The 25,503-nt window shown below is 48.1% G+C and carries 25 protein-coding genes; 4 read left to right on the forward strand and 21 right to left on the reverse strand.

Annotated elements, in window-relative coordinates; genetic code table 11:
• On the reverse strand, nucleotides 1-654 hold the full coding sequence (upp, locus tag OGH69_RS09325; protein WP_265174193.1) for a uracil phosphoribosyltransferase: 654 nt from the start codon (nucleotides 652-654) through the stop codon (nucleotides 1-3).
• 65 nt (nucleotides 655-719) lie between these two features.
• On the opposite strand from upp, the gene OGH69_RS09330 reads away from it, so the two are divergent.
• Nucleotides 720-1,325 (forward strand): DUF4254 domain-containing protein, encoded by a 606-nt coding sequence (locus OGH69_RS09330; protein WP_265174194.1) that lies wholly within the window; start codon nucleotides 720-722, stop codon nucleotides 1,323-1,325.
• 5 nt (nucleotides 1,326-1,330) lie between these two features.
• Entirely contained in the window at nucleotides 1,331-2,374 is a 1,044-nt protein-coding gene (locus OGH69_RS09335) for a glycosyltransferase family 9 protein (RefSeq protein ID WP_265174195.1), read from the forward strand.
• 109 nt (nucleotides 2,375-2,483) lie between these two features.
• On the opposite strand, the gene OGH69_RS09340 is transcribed toward OGH69_RS09335, so the two are convergent.
• The 18 genes from OGH69_RS09340 to OGH69_RS09425 all read right to left on the reverse strand — a co-directional run bounded on the left by OGH69_RS09340 (nucleotide 2,484) and on the right by OGH69_RS09425 (nucleotide 20,301).
• Complete coding sequence (locus OGH69_RS09340; protein WP_265174196.1) at nucleotides 2,484-3,143, reverse strand: 3-oxoacid CoA-transferase subunit B; 660 nt, start codon at nucleotides 3,141-3,143, stop codon at nucleotides 2,484-2,486.
• 103 nt (nucleotides 3,144-3,246) lie between these two features.
• Nucleotides 3,247-3,594, reverse strand: coding sequence for a four helix bundle protein (locus tag OGH69_RS09345; RefSeq protein ID WP_306354381.1), 348 nt, complete (start codon nucleotides 3,592-3,594; stop codon nucleotides 3,247-3,249).
• 44 nt (nucleotides 3,595-3,638) lie between these two features.
• The gene (locus tag OGH69_RS09350; RefSeq protein ID WP_265174197.1) at nucleotides 3,639-4,337 is read right to left on the reverse strand and encodes a CoA transferase subunit A; all 699 of its coding nucleotides are present in this window, start codon (nucleotides 4,335-4,337) and stop codon (nucleotides 3,639-3,641) included.
• Nucleotides 4,338-4,400: 63 nt separating this feature from the next.
• On the reverse strand, nucleotides 4,401-6,707 hold the full coding sequence (locus tag OGH69_RS09355; protein WP_265174198.1) for a penicillin-binding protein 1A: 2,307 nt from the start codon (nucleotides 6,705-6,707) through the stop codon (nucleotides 4,401-4,403).
• 9 nt (nucleotides 6,708-6,716) lie between these two features.
• Nucleotides 6,717-7,217, reverse strand: coding sequence for a gliding motility lipoprotein GldH (locus tag OGH69_RS09360; protein WP_265174199.1), 501 nt, complete (start codon nucleotides 7,215-7,217; stop codon nucleotides 6,717-6,719).
• The gene (locus tag OGH69_RS09365; protein ID WP_265174200.1) at nucleotides 7,189-8,613 is read right to left on the reverse strand and encodes a PSP1 domain-containing protein; all 1,425 of its coding nucleotides are present in this window, start codon (nucleotides 8,611-8,613) and stop codon (nucleotides 7,189-7,191) included. The genes OGH69_RS09360 and OGH69_RS09365 overlap by 29 nt, the downstream gene beginning before the upstream one ends.
• A 205-nt stretch (nucleotides 8,614-8,818) precedes the next feature.
• The gene (locus OGH69_RS09370; protein WP_265174201.1) at nucleotides 8,819-9,853 is read right to left on the reverse strand and encodes a radical SAM protein; all 1,035 of its coding nucleotides are present in this window, start codon (nucleotides 9,851-9,853) and stop codon (nucleotides 8,819-8,821) included.
• An 8-nt stretch (nucleotides 9,854-9,861) separates the two neighbouring features.
• Nucleotides 9,862-11,208: an oxygen-dependent tRNA uridine(34) hydroxylase TrhO gene (locus tag OGH69_RS09375; RefSeq protein ID WP_265174202.1), complete on the reverse strand. Its 1,347-nt coding sequence runs from the start codon at nucleotides 11,206-11,208 to the stop codon at nucleotides 9,862-9,864.
• Nucleotides 11,209-11,370: 162 nt separating this feature from the next.
• Nucleotides 11,371-11,772: a type II toxin-antitoxin system VapC family toxin gene (locus OGH69_RS09380; RefSeq protein ID WP_265174203.1), complete on the reverse strand. Its 402-nt coding sequence runs from the start codon at nucleotides 11,770-11,772 to the stop codon at nucleotides 11,371-11,373.
• Nucleotides 11,769-12,011, reverse strand: a complete 243-nt coding sequence (locus OGH69_RS09385) for a hypothetical protein (protein WP_265174204.1) — start codon at nucleotides 12,009-12,011, stop codon at nucleotides 11,769-11,771. Before OGH69_RS09385 ends, OGH69_RS09380 begins: the two co-directional genes overlap by 4 nt.
• Nucleotides 12,012-12,142: 131 nt before the next feature.
• A complete protein-coding gene (locus tag OGH69_RS09390; protein WP_265174205.1) occupies nucleotides 12,143-12,553 on the reverse strand; it encodes a BrxA/BrxB family bacilliredoxin in 411 nt (136 codons plus the stop codon).
• Between the two features lie 169 nt (nucleotides 12,554-12,722).
• Nucleotides 12,723-13,871 (reverse strand): lycopene cyclase family protein, encoded by a 1,149-nt coding sequence (locus OGH69_RS09395; RefSeq protein WP_265174206.1) that lies wholly within the window; start codon nucleotides 13,869-13,871, stop codon nucleotides 12,723-12,725.
• 40 nt (nucleotides 13,872-13,911) lie between these two features.
• On the reverse strand, nucleotides 13,912-15,162 hold the full coding sequence (locus tag OGH69_RS09400; RefSeq protein WP_265174207.1) for a murein hydrolase activator EnvC family protein: 1,251 nt from the start codon (nucleotides 15,160-15,162) through the stop codon (nucleotides 13,912-13,914).
• Nucleotides 15,163-15,172: 10 nt separating this feature from the next.
• Nucleotides 15,173-15,952, reverse strand: coding sequence for a lipoprotein insertase outer membrane protein LolB1 (locus OGH69_RS09405; RefSeq protein ID WP_265174208.1), 780 nt, complete (start codon nucleotides 15,950-15,952; stop codon nucleotides 15,173-15,175).
• 3 nt (nucleotides 15,953-15,955) lie between these two features.
• Nucleotides 15,956-17,254 carry a tetratricopeptide repeat protein gene (locus tag OGH69_RS09410; protein ID WP_265174209.1) on the reverse strand — a complete coding sequence of 433 codons (1,299 nt, stop codon included), beginning with the start codon at nucleotides 17,252-17,254 and terminating at the stop codon, nucleotides 15,956-15,958.
• A gap of 93 nt (nucleotides 17,255-17,347) precedes the next feature.
• Nucleotides 17,348-18,358, reverse strand: a complete 1,011-nt coding sequence (locus OGH69_RS09415; protein WP_265174210.1) for a sugar phosphate nucleotidyltransferase — start codon at nucleotides 18,356-18,358, stop codon at nucleotides 17,348-17,350.
• Between the two features lie 43 nt (nucleotides 18,359-18,401).
• Entirely contained in the window at nucleotides 18,402-18,842 is a 441-nt protein-coding gene (dut, locus tag OGH69_RS09420) for a dUTP diphosphatase (RefSeq protein WP_265174211.1), read from the reverse strand.
• A 1-nt stretch (nucleotide 18,843) separates the two neighbouring features.
• Nucleotides 18,844-20,301 (reverse strand): lipopolysaccharide biosynthesis protein, encoded by a 1,458-nt coding sequence (locus OGH69_RS09425; RefSeq protein WP_265174212.1) that lies wholly within the window; start codon nucleotides 20,299-20,301, stop codon nucleotides 18,844-18,846.
• Nucleotides 20,302-20,896: 595 nt separating this feature from the next.
• Here OGH69_RS09425 and OGH69_RS09430 point away from each other — a divergent pair.
• Together OGH69_RS09430 and OGH69_RS09435 are read left to right on the forward strand one after the other, a co-directional pair.
• Entirely contained in the window at nucleotides 20,897-21,322 is a 426-nt protein-coding gene (locus tag OGH69_RS09430) for an endonuclease domain-containing protein (RefSeq protein ID WP_265174213.1), read from the forward strand.
• 364 nt (nucleotides 21,323-21,686) lie between these two features.
• On the forward strand, nucleotides 21,687-23,780 hold the full coding sequence (locus OGH69_RS09435; protein WP_265174214.1) for a prolyl oligopeptidase family serine peptidase: 2,094 nt from the start codon (nucleotides 21,687-21,689) through the stop codon (nucleotides 23,778-23,780).
• A 2-nt stretch (nucleotides 23,781-23,782) separates the two neighbouring features.
• Here OGH69_RS09435 and OGH69_RS09440 read toward each other — a convergent pair whose 3' ends face one another.
• Nucleotides 23,783-24,223, reverse strand: coding sequence for a DUF6438 domain-containing protein (locus OGH69_RS09440; RefSeq protein ID WP_265174215.1), 441 nt, complete (start codon nucleotides 24,221-24,223; stop codon nucleotides 23,783-23,785).
• A 354-nt stretch (nucleotides 24,224-24,577) separates the two neighbouring features.
• Nucleotides 24,578-25,441: an ATP synthase F1 subunit gamma gene (gene atpG, locus OGH69_RS09445; protein WP_265174216.1), complete on the reverse strand. Its 864-nt coding sequence runs from the start codon at nucleotides 25,439-25,441 to the stop codon at nucleotides 24,578-24,580.
• Nucleotides 25,442-25,503 lie beyond the last annotated feature (62 nt).

A 25,503-nucleotide genomic window follows, 5' to 3' on the forward strand; every position in this document is an offset into this window, starting at 1 on the left:
TTATAGCTTTACCCCATACGCCAGATCCCCCGCATCGCCCAGTCCCGGTACAATGTATTTCTTTTCGTTGAGGTGGCTGTCCAGAGATGCAACCCAAAGGTGGCAGTTATCGGGCAACGCTTCTTTTAAGAGCTCAATGCCTTCGGGGGCGGCAATTACTACCGCAATGTGCAGCGATACAGGTATTTCGCCGGGAAGTATCTTTTTCAGCACTTCTGCCAACGACATCCCTGTTGCCAGCATGGGGTCGAGTACAATCAGGTTCTTCCCGGTAAAAGAAGGAGCAGCTTTATATTCTACAAGAATTTCAAAATAGTCATCATTGTTCGGGTGGTGCCTGCAGGCCGATATGAAGCCGTTTTCGGCATCGTCAAATACATTCAGGAAACCGTCATGCAGCGCCAGCCCTGCCCGCAGGATGGAGCATAGCACCACACCGTCTTTTAGTGCTGTAGTATTCTTAGTCCCCAGCGGCGTAGTTACCTCAATGTCCGCATATTCCAGCGCCTTGCTGATTTCGTAGCCCATGATTTCCCCTATGCGTGTTATGTTCCTGCGGAAACGCATGCGGTCCTGCTGCACATTTACGTCACGCAACTGGGCAAGGAAGTGGTTGAGGATGCTGTTATCCCGGGAAAGGTAGTGTATCTGCATTGAGGAAAAATTTGTTTTAGCAGGTTAAAAGTATTAAAACTATATTTGCAAAAAAAATAAACCCGATGTTTTCAAAATTAGCCTTCCCCATATTCGAGCAGAGCATTGTTGATTACCACAAATTTGACAGTGTAGACCAGCCTGTTGAAAATCCGTATGCAAAAGACCAGATCGAACATTTGCTGTATGCAAAAAACTGGGTAGATACGGTACAATGGCATTATGAAGACATCATCCGCAACCCTGAGATCGATCCGGCAGAAGCCCTTGTGCTGAAAAGGAAAATTGACGCCTCCAACCAGGTAAGGACCGACATGGTGGAATACATCGACAGTTATTTTTTACAAAAATACAGCGGCGTGCAGCCAAAAGCCGGTGCTAAGATCAATTCGGAGAGCCCGGCATGGGCTATTGACAGGCTTTCTATCCTGGCGCTCAAAATATACCACATGCACGAGGAGGCTACACGCCCGGATGCTTCACCTGAACACAGGCAGAAATGCCAGGAGAAGCTCGATGTGCTGCTGGAACAGAAGAAGGACCTTTCTACAGCTATCGATGACTTGCTTACTGATATAGAGAATGGCGATAAGTTCATGAAAGTGTACAAGCAGATGAAAATGTACAACGACGAAGAGCTGAATCCGGTACTTTACCAGAATAAAAAGTAACTCCCATGGGGAGAAAAACCAAGCACATCCTTGTCATCAGGCTTTCTGCCATGGGCGATGTCGCAATGACGGTGCCGGTGGTGCGCAGCCTTGTAGCACAGCATAAGGTAAAAGTGACTGTGGTATCAAGAGCATCCTACAGGCCATTTTTTGAAGACATTCCCAAAGTAAACTTTTTTGAAGCGCATACCGAAGGCCGGCATAAAGGGTTTTTCGGGCTGCTTCGGTTGTACAGAGACCTGAAAAAGCTCCATGTTTATGCCGTAGCCGACCTGCATAATGTGTTGCGATCGAAGATTATAACAAAGCTGTTTTCGCTTAGGGGGAAAAAGACGGCGACTGTTGATAAAGCAAGGAAAGAAAAAGCCGCGCTAACCAGCCATGACCCTGCTAAAAAAATATTTGAGCCTCTACTGCCTACAACAGAGCGCTATGCCAAGGTTTTTGAAGCCATTGGGTTTCCCGTTGACCTGCACTCGCACACTTTTCCGGAGAAGAAATCCCTCAGCGTAGATATACTTGAACTTACCGGCCCTAAAAACGGTACCTGGATAGGCATTGCTCCGTTTGCGCAGCACAGCGGCAAGATATACCCGAGAAAAGAGATGCAGAAGGTTATTGAAGCCCTTGCAGCCCAGCCGGATTACACGCTGATGCTCTTTGGCGGCGGGAGGCACGAAGTGAGCCAGCTTAAAAAATATGCCCGGGAACGTAATAATATAGTGGTGGTAGCCGGAAAACTGAACCTGAAACAGGAACTGAAGCTGATTCCCCATCTCGACCTCATGCTGAGCATGGACAGCAGCAATGCCCACATAGCGGCAATGCTGGGCGTAAAGGTAATCACACTTTGGGGCGCCACGCATCCCTATACCGGTTTTGCACCTTTTGGACAGCCCGTAGATTATGCCATAACTGCCGACAGGGAAAAATACCCACTGCTGCCTACATCGGTATATGGTAACAAAAAAGTAAAAGGCTATGAAGACGCCATGGCAACCATAGCGCCGGCAACAATAGTCAATAAAATAAAAGAAGTTTTAGAATAAGAAAAGCACAGCTGATAATTACAAACCCCAAAGATTTTCAGAAATCTTTGGGGTTTGTACATTTTACCACTGAATGAGTGTAGCTGTTCCCCTTCGGGGGTTAGTGGTCTTATTCTATCACCATTTCCGGTATCTCGCCTTCTATGATGAGGTTGCCTTCCGTAGCATTTTTAATGTCCTCAACGGTTACGCCGGGTGCGCGCTCCAGTAATTTAAAGCCTTCAGGCACTATTTCCAGCACCGCCAGTTCGGTCACTACTTTCTTCACGCAGCCCACGCCTGTAAGCGGCAGGCTGCAGCGCTTCAGCAGTTTCGATTCGCCGGCCTTGTTCACGTGCATCATCGCCACGATGATGTTCTCTGCCGAAGCCACTAGGTCCATCGCGCCGCCCATACCTTTTACCATCTTGCCCGGGATCTTCCAGTTGGCAATGTCGCCATTCTCGGCCACTTCCATGGCACCAAGTATGGTCAGGTCTACCTTTTGCGCACGGATCATCCCAAAGCTGGTGGCCGAATCAAAAAATGAGGCTCCCGGCAGCGTGGTGATGGTTTGCTTCCCCGCATTGATCACATCCGGGTCTTCCTCACCTTCAAACGGGAACGGGCCCATGCCCAGCACGCCGTTCTCACTCTGGAATTCTACCGATATGTCATGCCTTACGTAATTGGCAACCAATGTCGGGATGCCAATGCCAAGGTTTACAAAGTAACCGTCCTTAACTTCTTTTGCAATTCGTTTCGCTATCTGTTCTTTACCTAATGCCATAATAATGTATCAATTTTTTAATGTAGCAATGTACCAATTGCCACTGTTGCTTTACTAATGGAACAATTACTTAATGTAGCAATGCACAAATTGCAACTATAACTTACCTGTTAGCTTTACTTGTACTAAGAATTTTGAAAACGATCAGGCCTAATTCATTAACTTTAAATTTCAATTTTTCATCGAAGGGATATGATGTAGCCTTTTCGCAAAGTAAAAGCCAATATTTTGTTTCTTCCAGTTCTTTCGCTGCAATCTTTATTTTGTGGATAAAGTCTGCCCTGCTCTCCGCATTTTGTGCCTCATGGATATTTGCGCAAATACTTGTACCCGACTTTAATAATTGATTGGCGATTACAAACTTCCTTTGACTTTCCAGCACTTCGCAAAAAGCGATTATATCTAACGCGAAATCTATTGACCTGGAAACAACAATATTTTCTCTATCCACACCGATAATTGTTACATTAGTCAATTGCTACATTGATTAATTTATCAACGTTGTCTTACGGTACGTTGCTCAATTCGCTTCTCATATTTTTCGCCCTGGAAGATACGCTGTACATAGATGCCCGGGGTATGGATAAAGTTCGGGTCAAGCTCGCCAACGGGCACCAGTTCCTCAACTTCGGCTACGGTAATTTTTGCAGCACCAGCCATACAGGCGTTGAAGTTGCGTGCCGTACCTTTGAATATGAGGTTGCCCGCCTCGTCGCCTTTCCATGCTTTTACGATAGCAAAGTCGGCTTTAAAGGCTTCTTCCATAATGTGCATTTTGCCATTGAATTCCCGTGCTTCCTTGCCTTCGGCTACTTCGGTGCCATATCCCGCAGGCGTATAAAAAGCCGGTATGCCCGCCTGTGCGGCACGGCATTTTTCGGCCAGTGTGCCTTGTGGGGTAAGTTCTACCTCAAGTTCGCCGCTAAGCATCTGCCTTTCAAATTCGGCATTTTCGCCCACATACGATGATATCATTTTTTTGATCTGGCGCTTTTGCAGCAGCAGGCCAAGACCGAAATCGTCCACACCTGCGTTGTTGGAAATGCAGGTAAGGCCGGTGGTGCCTTTCCGCACCAGCTCGCCAATGCTGTTTTCCGGAAGCCCGCTAAGGCCAAAGCCGCCCAGCATAAGGGTCATGCCATCCTGCACATCCCTGAGGGCTTCTTCAACATTTTGAACTTTTTTATTAATCATACAACAAAGTTTAGTTTTGGTGGATAAATATATAAAAAAGCGCCTTATAAAAAGGCGCTTTTGTTAGAATTCTGAAAACTCGTCTATAGGGAGTTTTGTGCTGTCGCTTTCGGTTGTATCCTTCACAGGCGGCTTCCAGCAGTCCACTTTAATGGACAGGTTGGACGGACGCTCAAACGGCTTTTCCGATATTTTGTACTCGAGGGTGTCATCGGCATAACATTTTTTCATGTAAAGGCCCCATATAGGCAGCGCCATGGTAGCGCCCTGACCGTAGGTAAGGCTCCTAAAGTGTGCCGATCGGTCTTCGTTGCCTACCCAAACGCCTGTAGCAAGGTTCGGCACCATGCCCACAAACCAACCGTCCGACTGGTTTTGGGTTGTACCCGTTTTACCGGCAATAGGGTTAATGATCGCATACGGGTAGCCCGTCATGCGGTCGTAGCCGTTGCCGCCGCCGCCGCCCCATTTGAGCCTTGCGCCCGATCCGCTCTCGGTAACCCCTTCAAGCAGCTTGATAATGGCGTAGGCAATGTCTTTATTCACAACTTCGTGGGTTTCTACCTTAGGCTGGAAAAGCACCACGCCGTTCTTGTCTTCTATTTTAGTAATAATGATCGGCTTTACATACATACCCTGGTTGGCAAAGGTACTGTAGGCCGCCACCATGTCGCTTACCGTAATTTCTACCGCGCCGAGTGCAATCGCCGGCTGCTCCGGTATTTCCGTTTCAACACCCAGTTTGTGGGTCATGTCTACCACCGCCTTAGGGCCTACACGGTCGATCAGCTTGGCCGATACGGTGTTGATGGACATGGCCAGCGCTTTTTTCAGGGTAACGGTTCCCATATATTTACCGTTCGAGTTTTGCGGATGCCAGGCTTTATCAATGCCATATTTGCCCTGCGGCATGCTGAAGGGCTCATCGCGTATGGAGTCGCACGGAGAATAATGCAGCTGCTCGATGGCGGTAGCATAAACGAAAGGCTTGAAGGTAGAGCCTACCTGCCTTGCGCCCTGCGCCACGTGATCGTACTGGAAGTGCTTGTAGTTGATGCCGCCCACCCACGCCTTAACATGGCCGGTTTGCGGTTCCATCGACATCATGCCGCTTTGCAGGAAGTGCTTGTAGTAGCGGATGGAATCCAGCGGGGTCATGATGGTATCTTTTTCACCTTTCCAGGTAAATACCGTCATCCGGGTTTTCTTTTTGAACGATGCCCTTATGTCGGCTTCAGCAATTTTCTTTTCGTTCATGATCCTCCAGCGTTCGGAGTTCTTCATGGCACGGTCCAGTATCTTTTGCGTCTCGGCATCGCTGAGCTTTATGAATGGCGCATTCTTATTGTTCTTCTGGTCAATGTAAAATTGCTGCTGGAGGTTGGCCAAATGCTCATCTACCGCTTCCTCGGCATACTGCTGCATTTTGGAATCGATGGTCGTGTATATTTTAAGACCGTCGGTATACAGGTCATATTCCGTACCGTCTTCCTTCTTGTTCTCTTTTAGCCATTCCTGCATGTATCCTCTCAGGTATTCCCTAAAGTAGGTGGCAATACCCTCTTTGTGGCTTTGCGGTGAGTAGCGCAGTATAAGCTCCTTTTTCTGGTAGGATTCTTTTTGCTCTTTGGTAAGGAAGCCCGAGCGTTCCATTTGTGCCAAAACAGTGTTCCTCCTGGCCTTTGACTCTTTCGGGAATGTTTTTGGGTTCAGGTAGTACGGGTTTTTAAGCATCCCTACAAAAACGGCAGCCTCTTCAACAGTGAGGTCTTTTGGCTCTTTGCCAAAGTAGGTCTTGGATGCCGAACGGATACCCACGGCATTGTTTACAAAATCTACAGTGTTAAGGTACATGGCAATGATTTCCTCTTTGGTGTATTGCCTTTCAAGGCGCGTGGCGATGATCCATTCCTTTGCTTTTTGGATAACCCTTAGAATGGACGACTGTGGCCTCTTGTGGAAAAGGTTCTTGGCCAGCTGCTGCGTGATGGTACTTGCACCACCGCTTCCGCCCAGGGTAGCTACGGCACGCAGTGTCCCTTTCGAATCGATTCCCGAGTGCTCATAAAAGCGTTCATCTTCGGTAGCGATCAGGGCTTCCACAAGGTGCTTTGGCAGCTCGGCATATTTTACGGGAGTCCTGTTTTCGATATAGAACTTACCGAGTGTTTGACCGTCGGACGAAATGATTTCGGTAGCCACGTTCGAATCCGGGTTTTCCAACTGGTCAAACGAAGGCATGGCCCCGAATACGCCCCATGATGCTAAAAGGAAGAAGAGGATTACAGAGGCGAATCCTATCACGAATATCTTCCAAAATTTTCTTACATACTTCGAATAATCTTCTGTATTGCTGCTTGTCTTTGCCATACTACTATTTTATTCTGTTGACTCAATCCTAAATCCTACTTCCATAATGCCTTCCAGTTCCTGAACGCCCGGCACATCGCCGCCTTTGCGCACGGCTTGCTGTATGTTTACAGTATATTTTCCGGGTTTCGGAAACACAACGTTCGGCTTATACCACAGCTTGCTTTCTTTTACATCACTAAAGCCTTCTCCCAAAAGCGTACCGTCGGTGTTGGCCATCTGGTATTCCAGCGTGTCTACTTTTACTGCTGCCGATCCGGGTTCCTGCATCTGCACGATCAGGAAAAGGTTACTGTAGGGGTAGCTGTCGTTGTTCCTTATGTTTACAAACATATTGTATTTAGACACCGTATCCTTCTGCTCAAAGCTAAAGGAGACAATGCTGTCTTTGTTCCATTTGCCGTCCATGGCCTTGTACTCGTCGAACACGCGGTTCTTGTCGCATGAGCCAAAGAGCAATGCCATGCCCAGCAGCGAAAGGCTAATTTTTAGGGTCTGCGTTACCTGCATTGTTATTATTATCCCTTGGCGGGCGGTTACGGTTTTTATTCCTGTTTCGATTTTTGTCCTTGTTACGGTTGGCGTTAGGGTTTTGCCCTGCATTCGGGTTTTGCCCTGCTGTGCCTTCCGGTTTCGGCCCTTGCTGGCGATCGGTGTTTTGGGGTTTCGCACCCTGGCCCTGCTCGCGGTTGGGCTTGTTGTTATTCCTTATCCTGTCCTGCGGTTTTTTGTCCCTCGGGCCATCAGCAGGCGCAGTGGCCTTTTCTTTACCTTTATTGCCTCCGCCGGGCTTTTTCCTGTTTTTTCTCTTAGGCGCGTCAAAACGGGTAAGGCTGTCCTGGCCCATGGCATTCTGGAAGGTTTTTTCCGGCTCAATGGCAGCAATTTCCTCTGCATAATCTTCAAGCGAAGTTGCGCGCTCTTTCTGCTTATTGATGGCCATTATTTCCTTTACGCTTTCGGCATTTATCACATGCCAGTGCGCCATGTTATCTGTATAGGCAAACCACATCAGCCCTTTGAAGATGTCTACCTTCTGGCAGATGGCGTCGCCTTTTTCCGTATATAGTTTGGTATCCATGTCCGGGAGGCCTTTCAGCGCGTCCAGGTAGGTGTCAAGTTCGTAGTTAAGGCAGCATTTCAGCTTGCCGCACTGGCCAGCCAGCTTTTGCGGGTTGAGCGAAAGCTGCTGGTAGCGTGCTGCCGAGGTGTTTACGCTGCGGAAATCGGTAAGCCAGGTAGAGCAGCACAGCTCGCGGCCGCAGGAGCCGATACCCCCCAGGCGCGATGCCTCCTGGCGGAAGCCCACCTGCTTCATCTCGATCCTGATGCTGAATACCCTTGCGTAATCTTTAATAAGTTGCCGGAAATCCACACGGTCATTGGCCGTATAGTAAAACGTGGCTTTTGAGCCGTCGCCCTGGAACTCGATATCGGAGATCTTCATTTCCAGCTTCAGCTTTATGGCCAGCTCACGGGCTATAACTTTCATCGGTTCCTCCTTATCGCGGGCTGCACTCCAAATGTCAATGTCCTTTTGGCTGGCTTTGCGGTATATCTTGGGGAGGTCACCGTACGGCTTTTCGTTCTTTTTCTTCATCTGGACCTTTACCAGTTCCCCGGTAAGGGTAACGATGCCAATATCGTGCCCGGGCGATGCCTCGGTGGCCACGATGTCGCCAATGCTAAGCGTAAGTTTTTCAGTATTGCGGTAAAATTCCTTCCTTCCGTTCTTGAAGCGCACTTCAACAGCGTCAAAAGGTTCCTGCCCGCCCGGCAGGCTCATGTTGGAAAGCCAGTCGAAAACCGTCAGTTTGTTGCAGCTGTCGGTTCCGCAAGTTCCATTATTTTTACATCCTCTCGGGGTTCCGTCTTTGGTCCCGGTGGAACAGTTTGTACATGCCATAAGTGTGTATATATAGATCGCGGCGTGCCGCTACGGTTCGTATTGGTTAGTTTTAAAACGTTTTGTGGGTAAAGATAGTATTTTTTTATGAACAGGAATGGTAATACCTGTTCAGGAGATTTGAAGTCAAAGGCATTCAGCCACTAATCCCACCAATTTCTTAGCTATAAATACACTGGCTACAGGATGATTTGCAGCAAAAAATTTAATTGATATCCACCGAGTAGTTGAGCATGTTGCGGTTTACCTGCTCAAGGCCCTTACGGGAGCGGAAGGCATTGCGCAGCAGCTCCAGGTTCCACCCGGAACGTTTCTGCCAGGCGGCAAACGTTTCGGTGCGCCAGTCGTAGTCGTCCTTCCACGAATATTTCGGGGAAATGTAGAAGTAGGTATAGGGCTTGAGGTACGAGCTGTCGTTGCCCGATTGTACCTTGAGCGATTCTTCCTCGTTTCGGATGACCGAATGCGGCGCCAGCAGCGTGATGTGCCTTTTGGCCGACTCTTCCTTCATCACTTTCAGGATGCCGGGGAAGTCGTTCTCGATGCTTTTCAGGCTGAAGTCATTATAGGTGGTCTCGCCTATCTTGTCGATAGGGCGCAACTGGATGATGTCGATGGCATAGTCGCCGTATACTTCAAAGAAGTCGGCCAGCTCATGGAAATTATCTTTATTGAAGGTGTAGTTGATGCGCAGCCTGAAGTTAGGGTTAGTCTTTTTCTGCTCCGTGACGGCAGCGAGTATGGCATGGAACTTTTCGTAGTTGCCCTTGTCCATCAGGTCTTCGTACGATGCTTTATGAACGCCGTGCAGCGACATGATGATCTCGTTAAGGCCTGCATTGGCAAAAGCGGCAACATCTTCAGCGCTGAGGAGGTTGCCGTTTGTCACCATGCTTATGTAGGGAACTTTGTGCCTTTTGGCCAGTTCGATCAGTTGCGTGTTGTGCTTAAATAGCGTCGGCTCGGCGCCACAGCCTATCTGCAGCTTGAGCGCATTCTTAAATGTCGCGTTGGCTATGGGTTCCAAATCATCCTGTTTGAACATGCCCTTCATGTTTTTCCGCACAAATTCATCGTCGGTAAAGTAGCACATCTTGCAGCGCAGGTTGCACGCCAGCACCGGGTCCATCTGTATGGACAAATACCGCTTGTTGAGCACCGACAGCAGCCAAAGCCCAAGGAACTTGACCCTGTGGCTCTTTATTGCCTGGTTGAACTTCAATAGCCTGTAATTATCCATATAGCCTGTTATTGCGGCAATTTAAACAATTTGTCCGAAAGGCGTATCCTGAATGGCAGGTTTAACGTTACCCTGTCTCCGGCAGCTGCGGTATCCGCCTCTTTGCCGTTCACGAACATCTTGTCCACCACCAGCTTATGGTCGCCTGTGGTCGGGCCCGAGATGAGCACGGTATCGCCCAGTTTCAGTTCGCCTTCGATGGAGAATTGCCCCACGCCGGCCTTAGGGTAGTAGTGCTCGCCCTTGCCTACCAGTACTTTTTTAATGCGCTGCCTGGGCGACGGCTTAACTTTTGGCGCTATGGCGATTTCGGCAGCTTCTTCTTTCGCTTTCAGGGAAATTTTTTCGGAACGGCCTTTCTTGAATATCATGTTTCCGTTCATGATGCCGCGGCGACGGCGTACCTGCTCGTCCAGCGGGAGCTGTATATAGTCAAGGCAATCTACCGAGCAGGTGTTGTGCATAATCTCTTTGCACTCATCGCACTGTATGAACAGCAGGTGGCAGGCCTCGTTGGCGCAGTTGGTGTGGTTGTCGCACGGCTTGCCGCACTGGTGGCAATGGGCTACGATATCATCGGTGATGCGCTCGCCCAGGCGGTGGTCGAACACGAAGTTCTTGCCTATGAATTTGCTTTCCAGCCCCTCAGCCTTTACCTGGCGGGTATATTCTATGATGCCGCCCTCCAGCTGGTATACATTCTTAAAGCCTTTATGCTTAAAGAAGGCCGATGCCTTTTCGCAGCGAATGCCTCCGGTGCAGTACATCAGCAGGTTCTTGCCCTCCTTATGTTCGGCAATCTGGTTTTCAATGATCGGCAGCGACTCGCGGAAGGTGTCCACATCGGGGGTGAGGGCTCCCACAAAATGCCCCACTTCGCTCTCATAGTGGTTACGGAAGTCCACCACAATGGTGTTCGGGTCTTCCAGCATGGCGTTAAAGTCCTTCGCGCCAAGGTGTATGCCCTTGTTGGTCACGTCGAAAGTAGCGTCGTTAAGGCCGTCGGCAACGATCTTGTTGCGTACCTTGATGGTCAGCTTCAGGAACGAGTGGTCGTCCTGCTCCACGGCTACGTTCAGGCGGATGCCGTTGAGGAAGGGTATGGTATCTAAATGGTCCTTGAATGCGTAAAAGTTATCCGCGGGCAGCGACAGCTGGGCGTTGATGCCTTCGGTGGCTACGTAGATGCGTCCGAGAACCTCAAGCGGGTCCCAGGCCAGGAATAAAGAATCGCGAAATTGTTTTGGGTCTTCGATGTGTGCGTAAGCGTAGAAAGACAGCGTAAGGCGCTGCTTGCCGGACTGGTCTATCAGTTCGGCCCTTTCCTCCGCGCTTAAAGTGTTGAACAGTTGCATGCTATACAATTTTAAGTGAGAAAGTTATGTGATGGTTTCAATTGGTGAAACCGGGGCAAAGGTAAGATTTTTTTGGAAAGAAGAAAATAGTGGAATAAATTACTGATCTTGATCTGCGTTCTTGGGGAATTAAAATTTTTGTGGTAGAGCGGTAGATAAATTTTAAACTAAAATCCAGTCTTCAGTCTGAATATTGGTTATTTGCTTAAAATGTTTTGTGTTATTAGTAACCATTATAAGATCATGAGTAACAGAAGTAACACCGATAAGTAAATCAAAATCATCAATTGGGGTTCCTGCTTTCTGAAGCCTTGCTTTCTCTGAAGCATATAAGTCAAGGGAATGGAAAATAGGCAATACCTGTACACCTTCTAAAAAATTATCCAAAGCTTTTTTGTTCTTTTCGGGCTTTTCACTTTTCGCTATACCAAATTTAAGTTCAGCTAAAGTAATTTCAGAAATGTAGCAATCTTCGGTTGAAAGTTTATCGAATTTCTTATCAAGCTCAAATTTGCCTTTCATGTAGAAAATAGCAATATTGGTATCAATCAGGTATTTTTTCAAAACTCTTCAATCTGCCTTGTTGATACTCTCGAGCCTCGGATCTCTTCAATAATTTCTTCAGCAGATTTATTAGATTCAAATGCTCCAAAAGCTTTTTTAAAAGCTGTTTTTTTCTGTTTTTTTGTTGTTAAAGAGTTTTTCAGTTTTGAAATAAGATCAAGTTTATCCTTTGGACTTAAAGAGTCCAAAAGCCCAAAATAGCCATCGATAATACTTGTATTTATTTCTACAGATTTCATATTGTAAAGTTATAAATTATATTCAAAGATTCATAGGTGTTTATAAAAAACGCAAGTAAAGAATTTTATATTATCCAAAACCAAAAAACCCACGCCTTTCAGCATGGGTTTTCGTTATTCTTAAAAGCGGCTTAACAAAACTCGTCGTAAGCGTCTTTCAGGTTCTCTGCAATCATTTCGGCAGGGCGACCTTCAATGTGGTGGCGCTCCAGCATGTGCACCAGCTCACCGTTTTTGAACAATGCCATGCTTGGCGATGACGGCGGGAAAGGGAACATCTGTGTCCTTGCTTCGTCTACGGCTTCCTTGTCCACACCGGCAAAAACCGTGATCAGCTGGTCCGGCTTTTTAGCGCCGTCAAGGCTCATTTTGGCACCCGGGCGGGCATTGCGCGCCGCGCAGCCGCAAACCGAGTTCACTACCACAAGGGTGGTGCCTTCTTTAGACAATGCATTCTTTACATCGTCGGCAGTATATAGTTCTTCGAAGCCCGCGTCAGCAAGTTCTGCACGCATTGGCCTTACTAATTCTTCAGGATACATAATTTTATATTAATTAATTAGGCTACAAAGATACGGAAAATTCAGCCGGTTTGTAATTGCAATTATTTTTATTACAGATGTGTTGGCAGGAACGCGGATGCCGCCGCCTGTCGCGGGACAAGCTACGGATCGGGCGGATTTTCGCAGGTCTTTTTTTGGCATTATATAGTCAGAACCTGAAAACCCTATAAAAAAGCGCTTTCAGGAACAACCCCTTTGGGCATTGCAGGATCACTTTCAGGTCGCCGGCCGGCCCCGTTTCCTCATCTAAAAATTGGAATACGGGCGCGGCCTTGCCGCTTTTGAACATGGCCGAAAAAATAGCCGCGCCCTCGTGGTTCTTTTCCGCCAGTATGTCCAGCAGCAAAAGGTCGTAGAACCAAAACCGTTTCTTTTTGTGGAAACGCGTCATGTCAGGGTTTTTCGAAAGCAAAAAATCTACCAGCCGGGCAGAGAGCTTATCGGCATTCCGAAAGGTATAGCCCGTACTCGCCTTGGTCCACCCACCGGCCGAACCGATATGCAGGATGTTTTTGGAATTGTGTTCCCAAAACGGATAGCACGTCATGGGGATGCTGCCTTTTTCTTCGGCAACCACACTATAGCCTGATGCGCCAAGGTCTTTGAGGTAACGTTCAATCGCATCTTCATATTCCTCCTGCGGTAACAGGTCTTTGGAGAAAAGCGTATATTCCACAATGGCCTCGGTATCGGAAAAGGGGAGTACGTACATGAACCGCGTGTTGCCCTTTTGCGGCACGGAGAAATCCATGAACGTAGGCTTTCCCGGGTCGAAAACGGCTTTATTGGCCTGTATGTGCCAGCCTATGAAATGCTGCTGCAGTACGGGGTATTGGGTTTGCGATGCGGGCAATGCCGGATCGTAAATGGTATTGAAAAGGATGTTACAGGTAAAAGTTGATGCTTCGGTTGTTACGGTGACGCTACCGCCGGAATCAGAAACATCAACAACTTTTTGATTTATGAATTCAATGTTGGGATGCTTACGGAGCTCTTCAAAAACAAAATTGTAAAAATCGATGCCCCGCAGCATGGTATAGCTGTAGTCTCCAAAATCGAGGGTGTTGCGCCTTTGCGCGTTGGCAAAAAGCGCTGTGTGCCACCTGCGGCAGGCGATGGCATCCCAGCTGGTGCTGCCTTTGTGCCAGAAACACCAGGTACGGTCATTGTCTTTTTTGGAATCGGGGTCAATGAGCAGGATGGAGGCATGGGCAAACCTGCCGCTCACGGCCATTTTATAGGCCGTCATCAGCGCGGCCAGGCCGGCGCCCGCAAAAATGTAGTGGTAATGCTTCATATCATGCAATGGTCCGGCAGCTGCCCTTTATTTATGGCTCTTAATGCGCTATCCAGGACGACGGGTTAAGCGGCGTGGTGTTTAGCATTAACCAAAATTTAAGCACGGTCTTTCCGGAAGGGCTGGTAGCCACAGTACCGATGTTTTGGTTGGCGCTTACCTTATCCCCGGAGTTTACGCTTACCGATGCCAGGTTATAGTATACCGTGATATAGTTACCATGGTGTACATATACGATTTTGTTCCGTGTACCCTCAATCAGCTGTATCTGGCCTACCTCACCATTGAATACCGACCGTACTGCCGAACCCTGGTTGGTGGTTATGTCGATACCGCTGTTCTTTATCCTTAATTTGCTGTCCATCGGGTGGGGCTGGTCGCCGTAGCCTAAGGATATGTAGCCTTCTTTAACCGGCCATGGCAGCCTGCCCTGGTTCGCCTTAAAGCTGTCTGCGGTCAGTTTCCCTTCCTTGGTCAGCACGATCTTGTTGGGATCTGCTTTTGCGGCGGCGGCAATTTCCTTTTTCTCTGCCGCGGTGGTTGCCTTGGCTGCGGCCTTGCGGTTGGCTTCGGCAATGGCGTCCTTGATCATCTTATCGATCTTGCGGTCTATTTCTTTCGCTTCGGCCTGCATCTTCTTGATCTCCGAAGCATATTTTTTCTTGTCTTTTTGTATGGCTTTTACCAGCTTTTCCTGCTCTTCCTTATCCTTTTTCAGCTTGTCGCGTTCCTGCTCGCTTTCCACCAGCAGTTTTTCTTTCGACTTCTTCTGGCCCGTCAGCGTCCTGTCCAACTCTTCCAGCTGGAGCATTTTGTTGCGTATCTCGTCACCCTGAATCTTACGGAAGCTGGCATACTGCTTCATGTACTGCATGCGCTTATAGGCCTGCAGGAAACTGTCAGACGACAGGATAAACATGATGCGGCTCTGCTGCGATCGGCTCTTATAGGCTTTCACCACCATATTGGCATAGTCTTCCTTGAGCACTTTCAGTTCCCTGTTCAGCTTGTTGATCTTTAGCTGGTTGAGGTAAATATCGTCAGTAAGCAGCCTGGTCTGCTTCTGCGTGGTACTGATGAGCTTTTCGCTTAGCTTTATCTTGGCATTGTTCTCGGTGATCCTGCCTACCACGTCTTTTTCCTTTTTCGTCTCGTCTTTAACCAGGCTTTGCAGCGCCTTCATTTCTTTGAGAATCTGCGCCTTGCGCTGCTCGAGCTTTTTCTGCTCGGTTTGCGCATGGCCCAATGTTGTAAAGGCGATGAGGAATATAGTAAGGAAAAATCTGGTCATTGTGTTCTGGTTAATCTATAAATATTTGTTCGTAGCCCTCAGGAACCTCATACGGGAACGTAAGTTTTTCGTCGAAAGTTACAACCTTATATTCAATTTTTATGTTTACCCGGTCCTTTTGCTCGGCTTCGATCTTAATTTCTTTCGGCAGCAGCGCATTAGCATACTGGTTGTGTGCCGGATATTGGATTTCGAGGCTGCGCGGCTCCTGGCCCCCTTGTGCCACCACCTGTTTTTTCAGCAGGTAATTGGCGCCTTCAAAAAAGAACGATTTGCTTATCCCCCTCGGCGCACTGCCCTGCAGCTTGTATTTGCCGTCTTCCACAGAGAATTGGTAGTTGCCTTTTTCAAGGTCGTCAAGCGCCTCGCCCAGCAGCATGTTCTGCACTTTCTTAAAGTCAAGCTCCGTGCCCAGCCAGCGGCTCAGCACAGCATAGTTGCCTTCAAAATACTGGCCGTTTATCTTTTCATAATAGCTCACGCTTTTGGGCGTAATGAGCGCCTTTGCCATGGTAATGCCCAATACGCGCACGCTTACGAGTATCGTCTCATCCTTCTTGATACGTATTTCCACCGATACGTTCTGCGACTGCTTGCTGTCCTTGTAGCTCGCATCGCCCTTAATGTACAGCGTTTTGAAATCTTTCGGAATGGCGTTGTGCCCGGCTATGACCTCTTTGGCCGATTTAGCCTCACCGGCCAGGACCACCTCTTCCGAAACTACGGCCTGCTTGGGCTTGCACGATGCAAAGGCCAGTGCTATGATGAGTATGCTTACGCTTTTTTTCATTTGTTATTTGGTTTTGGCCATGCCATTTTTGGCCGTAGCCAATTCTTTTTTAAAACCTGCCTCGAGGTCCTTATCGTCTACAACATAGTCAACGCCCTCCTCGAGCCATTTTTTTGCCTTTGCAAATTGCCCCTGCCCGTTGGCCCCGACACCCGCAAAATAGTACAGGCGCGCGTGGGTAGGGTAGAGGTCCAGGTAGCCCGCAGCCTTAGTGGCCAGCTTGTCAAACTGCTTAGCGTCGGCATAGGAGTACAGCAGCAGCTCTATGGCCTCAATGTCGTCCGGCTTGCTTTCCAGGCTTTTCTCGAAGTACTGTGCCGCGTCGGCAAATTTCTTTTTATTGTACAGGAACTTGCCCACTTCCTTGGCGACATTCACATTCCTGTCGTCTTCAAAATAGCCCACCGCCTTATCCAGCTGCGGGGCATATTTAGGGTTGGCCACGGCAAATATCAGGAACTCGTTGAGTACCCTGTGCTTTATCTTGCTGTCAATCTTTTTGCTGCCCAGCACCCTGAACATTGATTCAGACGCTTTATCGCCGTCATTGTTACCGATATGGAACTTAAAAAGGCTTACCTGTGCCCAGTCAGATCCCGGGATTTCCTTTTCCAGCTGCTTTGCTACGGCTTCTGCCTTGGCTTCCTCATTGCTTTCAGAGTAATAATAGATCAGCTCAAGATAAGTCGCCTCCACTTTCGGGTTTTTCTTAATGGCTTCCTCGAGTGCTTCCTTCTGCGGTTTTTTGTAGCGGCTGTCGCTCAGTATCTGTGCCTTGTACATCTCCCGCTTTTCAGACATCCCCACGGTCGATTCCATCTCGTTGATCAGGACGAGTGCCTTGTCATACTGCTGGGTGTACATATACAGCGAAACCAGATCCTCCTGGTAATAATCCTTTTTCCATTCCATCAGCTTAAGCACTGCAGGTATGGCTTTGTTGTAGTTCTTGGTCTCGTAGTATACGTCATACAACCCCTGCCAGTACCAGCGGTTTTTCGGGTCAAGCTGGGTAGCCTTCAGGTAGGCGCGCTCCGCCTCGGCAAAATTCCTCAGGCTGAAGTAATTCTTCCCCAATTCGTTATACAGCACCGGGTTGTCGGGCTCTTTGCCGATGCATTTCTGCAACGACTGTATGGCCTTGTCGTAATTTTCGATCCCTTTTTGCTTCAATGCCTCATAAAAATCCTCCTGGAATTCATTTTTTGCCAGTGACAGCGAGTCAGGCTCTACCTGCGCATGGAGGATTGCCGGGGATAATGTTCCCGAAAGCAAGAGTGTGTAAAAAAGGATTTTTTTCATATTAAATTAATGTCCGGCCTTCCGTTACGCAATGCAGGAAAGATTGCTTCATCGTTCCTCCTCGCAATGACAGCGACGGAAGGCCGGGCTATGTTATTCCAAAACTGAATAGTCGCCGATGCTGATGGCGGTAAACTTACCGTCGAATTTGGCATGGTTGCCTATCATGGCGTTATCCAGGTCTGCATTTAGTATTACTGAGTTGGTTTGCACCAAACTGTTCTTGATCGTTGAATTTTCTACCCTTGTGTTCTTGCCGAGCGATACGTTCGGGCCTACGGTAGCGTTTTTCAATACCACCCCTTCGGCGATGCAGCACGGCGGTATGATGGTGCTGTTCTCTATCGTTGCCGCGTCGGATACCATGTTCTCGCCATCGGCATGCAAAAAGCCCAGCATGCGGGTGTTGGTTTCTACCGTTACGGGCTTGTTGCCGCAGTCCATCCATTCGTCTACCTTGCCCGGTACAAATTTCATGCCCTTTTGCTTCATGTTCTCCAGCCCGTCGGTCAGCTGGTACTCGCCACCCTTTACTACGTTGTTGTCCAGCAGGTACTGCAACTCGTCGCGAAGCGCTTCGCCGCTTTTGAAATAATAGATCCCGATGATGGCCAGGTCCGAAACGAATTCCTTTGGCTTCTCTACAAAATCCACGATCTCGTTCTTATCATTCAATTGCACTACGCCAAATGCCGAGGGGTCGTCTACCTGCTTTACCCAGATGACGCTGTCGGCTGTAGTATCTAACGTAAAATCAGCGCGGAATAGTGTATCGGCATAGGCCACCACTATCGGCCCGCTCATGGATTCCTTTGCGCTCATGATGGCGTGCGCGGTGCCCAGCGGCTGGTCCTGGTAGTAAATGCTGCCTTTGGCGCCCAGCTTTTCGGCAATGGCGATAAGGTCTTTTTCTACCTGCGTGCCAAAGTCTTTATGGATGATGAAGGCGATTTCCTCAATTTCCTGGTTGATTACCCCGGCAATATCCTCTACAAGACGGTGCACAATCGGCTTGCCTGCAATGGGGATAAGCGGTTTCGGGATGGTAAGGGTATGTGGGCGCAGGCGTGAGCCCCTTCCGGCCATAGGTACGATAATTTTCATTGGTTGTTTGGAGGTTTTTTGGATATGTTTTATTGTTTCTGTTTTATTTTACGCCGGTGCTGCCAAAGCCGCCTTCGCCGCGCACAGTTTCGCTCAGGGTTTCGGCTTCCACCCACTCGGCACGCTCATGCTTTGCAATGACCAGCTGTGCAATGCGCTCCCCGTTTTCTACGGTAAACGCTTCATTGGATAAATTTACTAAAATTACGCCAATCTCGCCACGGTAATCGGCATCAACCGTTCCGGGGCTGTTCAGCACCGTGATGCCCTTTTTGGCAGCCAGCCCGCTACGGGGGCGTACCTGCGCTTCGTAGCCTATCGGCAATTCGATGAACAATCCTGTTTTTATGATGGCCCTGCCCAGCGGCGACAGCGTTACCGGTTCGTCCAGGTTGGCCCGGAGGTCCATCCCTGCCGAGGCGATGCTTTCATAATTAGGCAATGCGTGCGATGACTTGTTGATGACTTTAATGGTAACAGACATTTTATTTCTTTATGAATTTTAAAAGTGTTTCTTTTTCGAGTTTGAAGATAAGGAAAAGATAGCCGGCAAAGGCCAGTATCCCGAAAACATAGGTTTCGCGCAGCGGCTTTATGTAGAACGACATGCAACCCAGCACTATGGCAAGGAGCGGGAAAAACACCAGTTTCCTGATGTTGTAGGGTATCGGGTAATGTTTGGCGCCCAGCCTGTACGACACCAGCATCATGGTACCATAGGCGGCCACAGTGCCCACAGCCGAACCCATATAGCTCCACACCGGTATGAGTGCAATATTAAATATAAGCGTTACCGCCGCTCCGGCAAGCGAGATGTAGGCACCCATTTTGGTTTGGTCGCTCAGCTTATACCATACCGACAGGTTAGTATAAATGCCGAGGAAGAACGCGCCGAGGGTTACAAACGGCACGATGTCCATACCCACCCAATAGGCCTCGTCGCGAAGGAGTATCCATTTGAAGATATCGGCAAAAACGAGCACCCCCAGATAGATGACCGACCCGAGGATGACAAAGTATTCCATCACCTTCGCATAGGTCTGCGGTGCATTGCTGCTCCCGGCCTGGCTGAAGAAGAACGGCTCGATGCCCAGGCGGTACGCGGTGGTAAACAGCGTCATGAACAGGGCCAGCCGGTAGCAGGCCGAATAGATACCGATATCGGATTCCGATACGTTCATGTATTCCATCAGCGGGCGCGAAAACGCTTCGTTGATGGCATAGGCAATGCCCGCCACCATTACGGGGAGCGAGTAGCGCATCATCCTTTTCCACAGTTCGGGGTCAAAATGCCACGACAGCCGCAGGTAATGGGGCAGCAGTACTACAACGGCAACAAGGCTGGAAAGTACATTGGCCACAAACACATAGCCCACTTCAAAGCCGGGGGTATAGAGTGTGGCAAGGAAGCCTTCGGGATCAGACTGCGCTATCTTTGGCAGCCAAATTAAAAAGAAAATGTTGAGCAGCAGGTTGAAGGCCACGGTGCCCACCTTCACGATCGCGTAAAAAATGGGCCTGCCCTCGGCACGCAGGCGGCTAAAGGGTATGATGGCCAGCGCATCGAGCACCAGCACCCAAATGGTAAGGGTAATGTATTCGGTATCGATGCCAAGCGCTTTGGCCATGTATTCCCGGCCGAGCAGCGCCAGTACCAAAAAGATCAGCGACGACCATACCAGCGATATGGTGGTGGTGCTCATCACGCTCTTTTTGTTGTCGGTATGGTAAAAGCGGAAAAAAGCCGTCTCCATGCCATAGGCGAGCACCACGTTGAAAAATATGATCCATGCAAAAATGATGGAAACCTTTCCGTACTGGTCCGTCTCCATAACGCCTGAGCTGGTGTACAGCGGCGTCAGGAAAAAGCTGAACATGCGCGGTACAACAGTGGCAATGCCGTATATGGCGGTCTGCTGGAAAAGTTTTTTAGAGAGGCTCAAGCGGTTCGTTTAGTTCTTAAACAAAAGTAGCAATTTTCGGGGGAATAGGAAATTAGGTTTTTGTAAAAGGTGTGTTGTTCGAACCATCTTTAAATATTCTCGTTTCCCCTTCCCCTCCGGAGGAGAGGTGGCTAATTTCAAATGATCGATGATTATAAGCACTACAAAACCACCCCGCCCTGCGGGCACCCCTCCAGGGGAGGGGAAGCGGTGCGTAACACTCTTGCTCAATTATTCTTAGAATATAAGAAATTTATTATTAGTAAGAAACGACTGGAAAAATCGCTAATTTTAAATTCTCTCTCCGGCCTTCCCCTCCTCTGGAGGGGTGCCCGCCGCGGCGGGCGGGGTGGTTTAAAATTACATATGAATAATTTTATGTTTCATAGATGTTATGAGATTAACCACCCCGCCCTCCGGGCACCCCTCCAGGGGAGGGGAAGTAGAGCGTAACACTCTTGCTCGATAACTCCTAACAGGATAAAGTAGTACCTGTTGGAAAAAATGCTAATTTTAAATACTCTCGTTGATCTTCCCCTCCCTCGGAGGGGTGCCCGCCGCGCCGCGGCGGGGCGGGGTGGGGTGGTTAGAATTTATGGAACAAGAAATAATTACATATATAAACGGGAATGCCATTTATGGGAATCCAAAAAATTTCCTCCCTTATAATGCTGCTTTAAAGTCACGGTCTAAAAAGCTACGCAAAGCCGGAGTTATGTCGGAAGTAGTATTCTGGCGGCAGGTAAGGGCGGGGAGTTTTCATGGAATTGATTTCGACAGGCAGCGAATCATCGGCAATTATATTGTTGACTTTTATGTGAAGAAGCTTAGCCTTGTCATTGAAATCGATGGTTCCAGCCATAATGACAAAGATGACTATGATGCGCGCAGGGAAACTTTCCTTAACTCTTTGGGTTTAAAAATTTATAGGATAGGCGAACCCGCTGTTATGAATGATCTGGAAAATGCAATGATAGCTTTGGAAAATTATATTGTTTCTGAATTTGGCGGGCCGGTTTAATTCCATAATCAAAACCACTTGTTTTAAGTTTAAATATTCTCGTTTCCCTTCCCCTCCTCTGGAGGGGTGCCCGCCGCGGCGGGCGGGGTGGTTTAAAATTACGTATGAATAATTTTATGTTTTATATATTATGAGATTAATCACTCCGCCCTTCGGCCCCCCCTCCGGGAGGGGAAGCGGTGCGTAACACTCTTGCTTGATAATTTCGGTGAAGATGCGTTCAAACGATAGTTGATAAACTGGTGGCTGAAAGCCGGGCAGTTAACATAGCAAATGCTTAGTTTCAAAAATCACATAATCATAAAACCCGCCGTTTCCTTTTTAGCACTAAGCAGTCTATATTTGCGCAATCTTATTATTTGCCATGAAATACCTTCTGCTTACAGTTTTGCTGTGTACCCCGTTTATTGCCAAAGCACAAAATTACCCTCCGGCCAATAGAACCCCAAATACCCTGAACACGCATGGCCTGGAGTATCATGATGATTACGCATGGCTCGAACAAATGGCTGCCCCGGAAGTGCAGGCCTGGGTCGATGCCCAAAACCGCCTGCTGCAATCGCACCTCGGGAAGATATCGTCTGAAGTGTACCCTTTGCCTACACTCAGGAAGTACGATGATAAGACAAATTACAGGCTGCCGCAAAAGAAAGGCGCCTATTACTATTCGCTTGTACGCTATGCTAATGAGGAGAAACAAACGCCAACGCTTACCTATAAAAAGACGCTTACCGGTGCAAGCATCGCATTGGTCAACCCCAATTTCTTTTACAATAACAAGACAGTCAATGTCGTAGACTATAGCCCGTCGCAGCAATCGGAAATCCTGGCCTATAAGCTGATGATCGACGGCAGCGACCAGCACGAGGTGCGCTTTGTTACTATACAAAACGGCAAAAAGCACAAGGAAGTCCTGAAAAATGTAAAATTCACTTCGCTTGCCTGGAAAGGTGACGAGGGAATTTTTTATAATAAGAACAGCAACGCGTCACAGTTTGCGGCCGACTCCACTTATCAGGTATACTATCACAAGGTGGGCGATGACATTAAAAACGACCGCCTCATATTCGATGCCACCGAAATGAAGGGACAGCTGCATTATTTCACATCGCATGAAGGCGACAAGTTTTTTCTTGTAGTGTCTGATCGCGATGAAAAGCATACCGACATGTATCATGCCGACCTGAATGCGGAAAATTTCGAGTTGAAAAAGCTGGAGGCAAGGAAAGCGGGTTATAAGTTATTAGGCTATCATTCCGGCAAAATGTTTGTTTCAACTAAGGATTCCAACTGGGGCGATGTGCGGTATTTTGAACTGGAAGACCCTGCTACGAATAAAATTATAATTCCGCAATACCAGAACCAGCTGCTCGTAGACGTGAATTTTTACGAAAACCGGATCGTATGCAAGTACAAAAATACTGATGGCAGCTATTTCATGGTGTTTGACTATGATGGGAAGTTCATTGGGAAGGTTCAGGGACCCAAAGGCATGGATGTGTCGTTGCTGGGTGAGGACTATCATGCGAAGGAAACATTGTTTTCGGTTTCATCCTATACCGTACCGCACATATTGTTCAACCTGGTGCTGGAAACAGCGAAATTTGACCGCTACGTCAACAACACCTTTACCAAAACCACAGCGCCCTTCCCGATAGATCATTTCACCACAGTGAAGACAACGTACACTGCCCGCGATGGCGTACAGGTACCCATAACCATCGTTTACAAAAAGGACATGGCGCTCAACGGAAATAACCCCACGTTGCTCGAGGCTTATGGCGGATTCGGATCGATAAGTTCGCCCCATTATGACAATGCGCTGGTCTACTTCATGAATAGCGGCGGGGTGTATGCCTATGCCGAAATACGAGGAGGCGGCGACAAAGGGTTCAAATGGCACAAGGACGGTACTAAACTGAAAAAGATAAATACCATTAACGATTTTATCGATGCAGCAGAATACCTGATAAAGCAAAACTACACCTCGGCCAACAGGTTGGCCATAACGGGAGGCTCGCAGGGCGGATTGCTTGTAGGCGCCGCTATGGTAAAACGCCCGGAACTTTTCAAAGTTGCCATTCCGGATGTTGGTGTATACGACATGGCGCGTTTCCATGATTATACCGTGGGGCGTTTCCATTATGATGAATACGGCGACCCTGAAGTGAAAGAAGAGTTCCAGGCTATGATGGCGTATTCCCCATACCACAACATAAAGGAGGATGTAAACTACCCAACCACCCTGATCATGACTTCCGACAACGATGACCGGGTACCGCCGATACATTCATACAAATTTGCCGCAAGGCTGCAGGACAGGCCGGCGCAAACCAATCCTGTATACCTGAAAACGAGGCGCAACGCAGGCCACTACGGCATCACAACCAATCACGACGACAAGCTGGAGGAGAAGTCGGAGTTTTACAGCTTTTTGCTGTATCATTTGAAGAAGTGATGTTATTTCACCGTTGTATCAAATTTGTAAACAATCCGGTATAATTCAGGCAGCGGGGCATCGCCTTTCAGGCCGTAATCTTTAATGGTGAAGACCTCTCCGGATGAGGTATGGATTTTGATGGTGGAAGAGGGTTGGTCGCTGATGGTCACGGTGTACTCTTTTTTGAGCTTCTTAAGGTCAGCCTTTTCTAATAGTAGGAGTACCTTCGCGATCTCGTCTTTGGTTAGCTTGTATTGGAATGGCTTGTAGTCCGGGTGGTAATATGATACTTTGCACCGGGATGTATTTTCTTTGAAGTCGACAGCCACATCGATGTTGGGCCAACGGTCGGATTCCACTCCAAATGCACTCAGGTGCATTTCTACTTTAGTGATGGTTTGGGCAGTACAGCTTACCGCTATGACAAGCAGTGCGGCTGATAGTATGGATTTGAATGGCATAAGCAGTTTTTTAAAAGATGGGTAATTGGGGAAAGTGTATACATGGTACCTTCACATTGATATATAAAACAAAATACCTTCATTTTTGTTTCATAATTGCACGGATTATTTTTTGAGCAAAATCCACTCCGGAACCTGTACCCAAAAAAGGCATTTCCCGAAAAAAATTGATTAGAAGCATTATCATACCTTTATATCCTCTCAGGAATACCCTAAAATCATCATCCACATACCTGTAAATTACCCGGGGCATCGTCAAAAATCATCTGGAAATCATCCAAAATACCCTGGGCAGCTCAAAAAAAAGGCTCCCTTTTTCAAGGAAGCCTTCTCGCTTATGTTTGTTTGTCAATATTAATTGTTCAATGCCTCGGCACCGCCCACAATCTCAAGGATTTCGCCGGTAATGGCAGCCTGGCGGGCTTTGTTGTAGGTCAGCTTCAGCTGGTTCCTAAGGTCGGTAGCGTTATCCGTCGCTTTGTGCATGGCCGTCATACGGGCACCGTGCTCAGACGCAAAAGAATCGCGGATGGCCTTATATAGTTGGGTTTTCAGCGAAAGCGGCACAAGGCTGCGAACGATTTCCTCTTTAGATGGCTCAAAGATGTAATCGGTTGCCTGTGTGGCAGTTTCGGTTGTTTCAGCCGGCGCCAGCGGAAGGAACTGCTCAGTAAGCACGATTTGTGTCGCAGCGTTCTTAAAGTGGTTGTACACGATTTCGATCCTGTCATACTCACCTGCCGCGAACTTATCCATAAGGTCCTGTGCAATGGCAGCTACATTTTCAAATGTAAGCATGTCAAACACACTGCTCTGGTTATCAACGATATTGCAGGTTTTCTTAAGGCCGTCGTTACCTTTTTTACCGATGGCCATAACGTCCACTTTCTTGCCGGCATATACTTCCTGAAGCGCCTTTATCTGCTTGATTACGTTGGCATTGAAAGCGCCGCACAACCCCCTGTTAGAGGTGATCGCTACGATAAGCACTTTGTTTACCGCACGCTGTTCTGCAAATACACCGCCGTTGTCGCCCTCAAGCGTTGCGCTGAGGTTTTGCAGCAATTCGGTAAGCTTTTCAGAATATGGCCTCATGGCAGTGATGGCATCCTGTGCTTTTTTAAGCTTGGCTGCCGACACCATTTTCATCGCGCTGGTAATCTGCATGGTCGATGAAACGGAAGCGATCCTGTTACGTATTTCCTTTAAGTTTGCCATTTTTATTTAGTATTGAGTAGTGAGAATTTAGTATTGAGCCTTAGCCCATAACACCCCTCTTT

This window comes from Flavobacterium sp. MFBS3-15 (genome assembly GCF_026107645.2).
In the GTDB taxonomy this organism is placed as follows: domain Bacteria; phylum Bacteroidota; class Bacteroidia; order Flavobacteriales; family Flavobacteriaceae; genus Flavobacterium.

Excerpts from the sequence above, each read along its gene's own strand:
- OGH69_RS09360 (WP_265174199.1), bottom strand. The coding sequence starts at position 7,217 with ATGCAGGTAACGCAGACCCTAAAAATTAGCCTTTCGCTGCTGGGCATG.
- OGH69_RS09410 (WP_265174209.1), bottom strand. The coding sequence starts at position 17,254 with ATGAAAAAAATCCTTTTTTACACACTCTTGCTTTCGGGAACATTATCC.
- OGH69_RS09385 (WP_265174204.1), bottom strand. The coding sequence starts at position 12,011 with ATGAAATCTGTAGAAATAAATACAAGTATTATCGATGGCTATTTTGGG.
- OGH69_RS09430 (WP_265174213.1), top strand. The coding sequence starts at position 20,897 with ATGGAACAAGAAATAATTACATATATAAACGGGAATGCCATTTATGGG.
- OGH69_RS09350 (WP_265174197.1), bottom strand. The coding sequence starts at position 4,337 with ATGATTAATAAAAAAGTTCAAAATGTTGAAGAAGCCCTCAGGGATGTG.
- OGH69_RS09415 (WP_265174210.1), bottom strand. The coding sequence starts at position 18,358 with ATGAAAATTATCGTACCTATGGCCGGAAGGGGCTCACGCCTGCGCCCA.
- OGH69_RS09355 (WP_265174198.1), bottom strand. The coding sequence starts at position 6,707 with ATGGCAAAGACAAGCAGCAATACAGAAGATTATTCGAAGTATGTAAGA.
- OGH69_RS09435 (WP_265174214.1), top strand. The coding sequence starts at position 21,687 with ATGAAATACCTTCTGCTTACAGTTTTGCTGTGTACCCCGTTTATTGCC.
- atpG (WP_265174216.1), bottom strand. The coding sequence starts at position 25,441 with ATGGCAAACTTAAAGGAAATACGTAACAGGATCGCTTCCGTTTCATCG.
- upp (WP_265174193.1), bottom strand. The coding sequence starts at position 654 with ATGCAGATACACTACCTTTCCCGGGATAACAGCATCCTCAACCACTTC.
- OGH69_RS09440 (WP_265174215.1), bottom strand. The coding sequence starts at position 24,223 with ATGCCATTCAAATCCATACTATCAGCCGCACTGCTTGTCATAGCGGTA.
- OGH69_RS09365 (WP_265174200.1), bottom strand. The coding sequence starts at position 8,613 with ATGGCATGTACAAACTGTTCCACCGGGACCAAAGACGGAACCCCGAGA.
- OGH69_RS09390 (WP_265174205.1), bottom strand. The coding sequence starts at position 12,553 with ATGTATCCTGAAGAATTAGTAAGGCCAATGCGTGCAGAACTTGCTGAC.
- OGH69_RS09370 (WP_265174201.1), bottom strand. The coding sequence starts at position 9,853 with ATGGATAATTACAGGCTATTGAAGTTCAACCAGGCAATAAAGAGCCAC.
- OGH69_RS09400 (WP_265174207.1), bottom strand. The coding sequence starts at position 15,162 with ATGACCAGATTTTTCCTTACTATATTCCTCATCGCCTTTACAACATTG.
- OGH69_RS09405 (WP_265174208.1), bottom strand. The coding sequence starts at position 15,952 with ATGAAAAAAAGCGTAAGCATACTCATCATAGCACTGGCCTTTGCATCG.
- OGH69_RS09375 (WP_265174202.1), bottom strand. The coding sequence starts at position 11,208 with ATGCAACTGTTCAACACTTTAAGCGCGGAGGAAAGGGCCGAACTGATA.
- OGH69_RS09340 (WP_265174196.1), bottom strand. The coding sequence starts at position 3,143 with ATGGCATTAGGTAAAGAACAGATAGCGAAACGAATTGCAAAAGAAGTT.
- dut (WP_265174211.1), bottom strand. The coding sequence starts at position 18,842 with ATGTCTGTTACCATTAAAGTCATCAACAAGTCATCGCACGCATTGCCT.
- OGH69_RS09335 (WP_265174195.1), top strand. The coding sequence starts at position 1,331 with ATGGGGAGAAAAACCAAGCACATCCTTGTCATCAGGCTTTCTGCCATG.
- OGH69_RS09395 (WP_265174206.1), bottom strand. The coding sequence starts at position 13,871 with ATGAAGCATTACCACTACATTTTTGCGGGCGCCGGCCTGGCCGCGCTG.
- OGH69_RS09330 (WP_265174194.1), top strand. The coding sequence starts at position 720 with ATGTTTTCAAAATTAGCCTTCCCCATATTCGAGCAGAGCATTGTTGAT.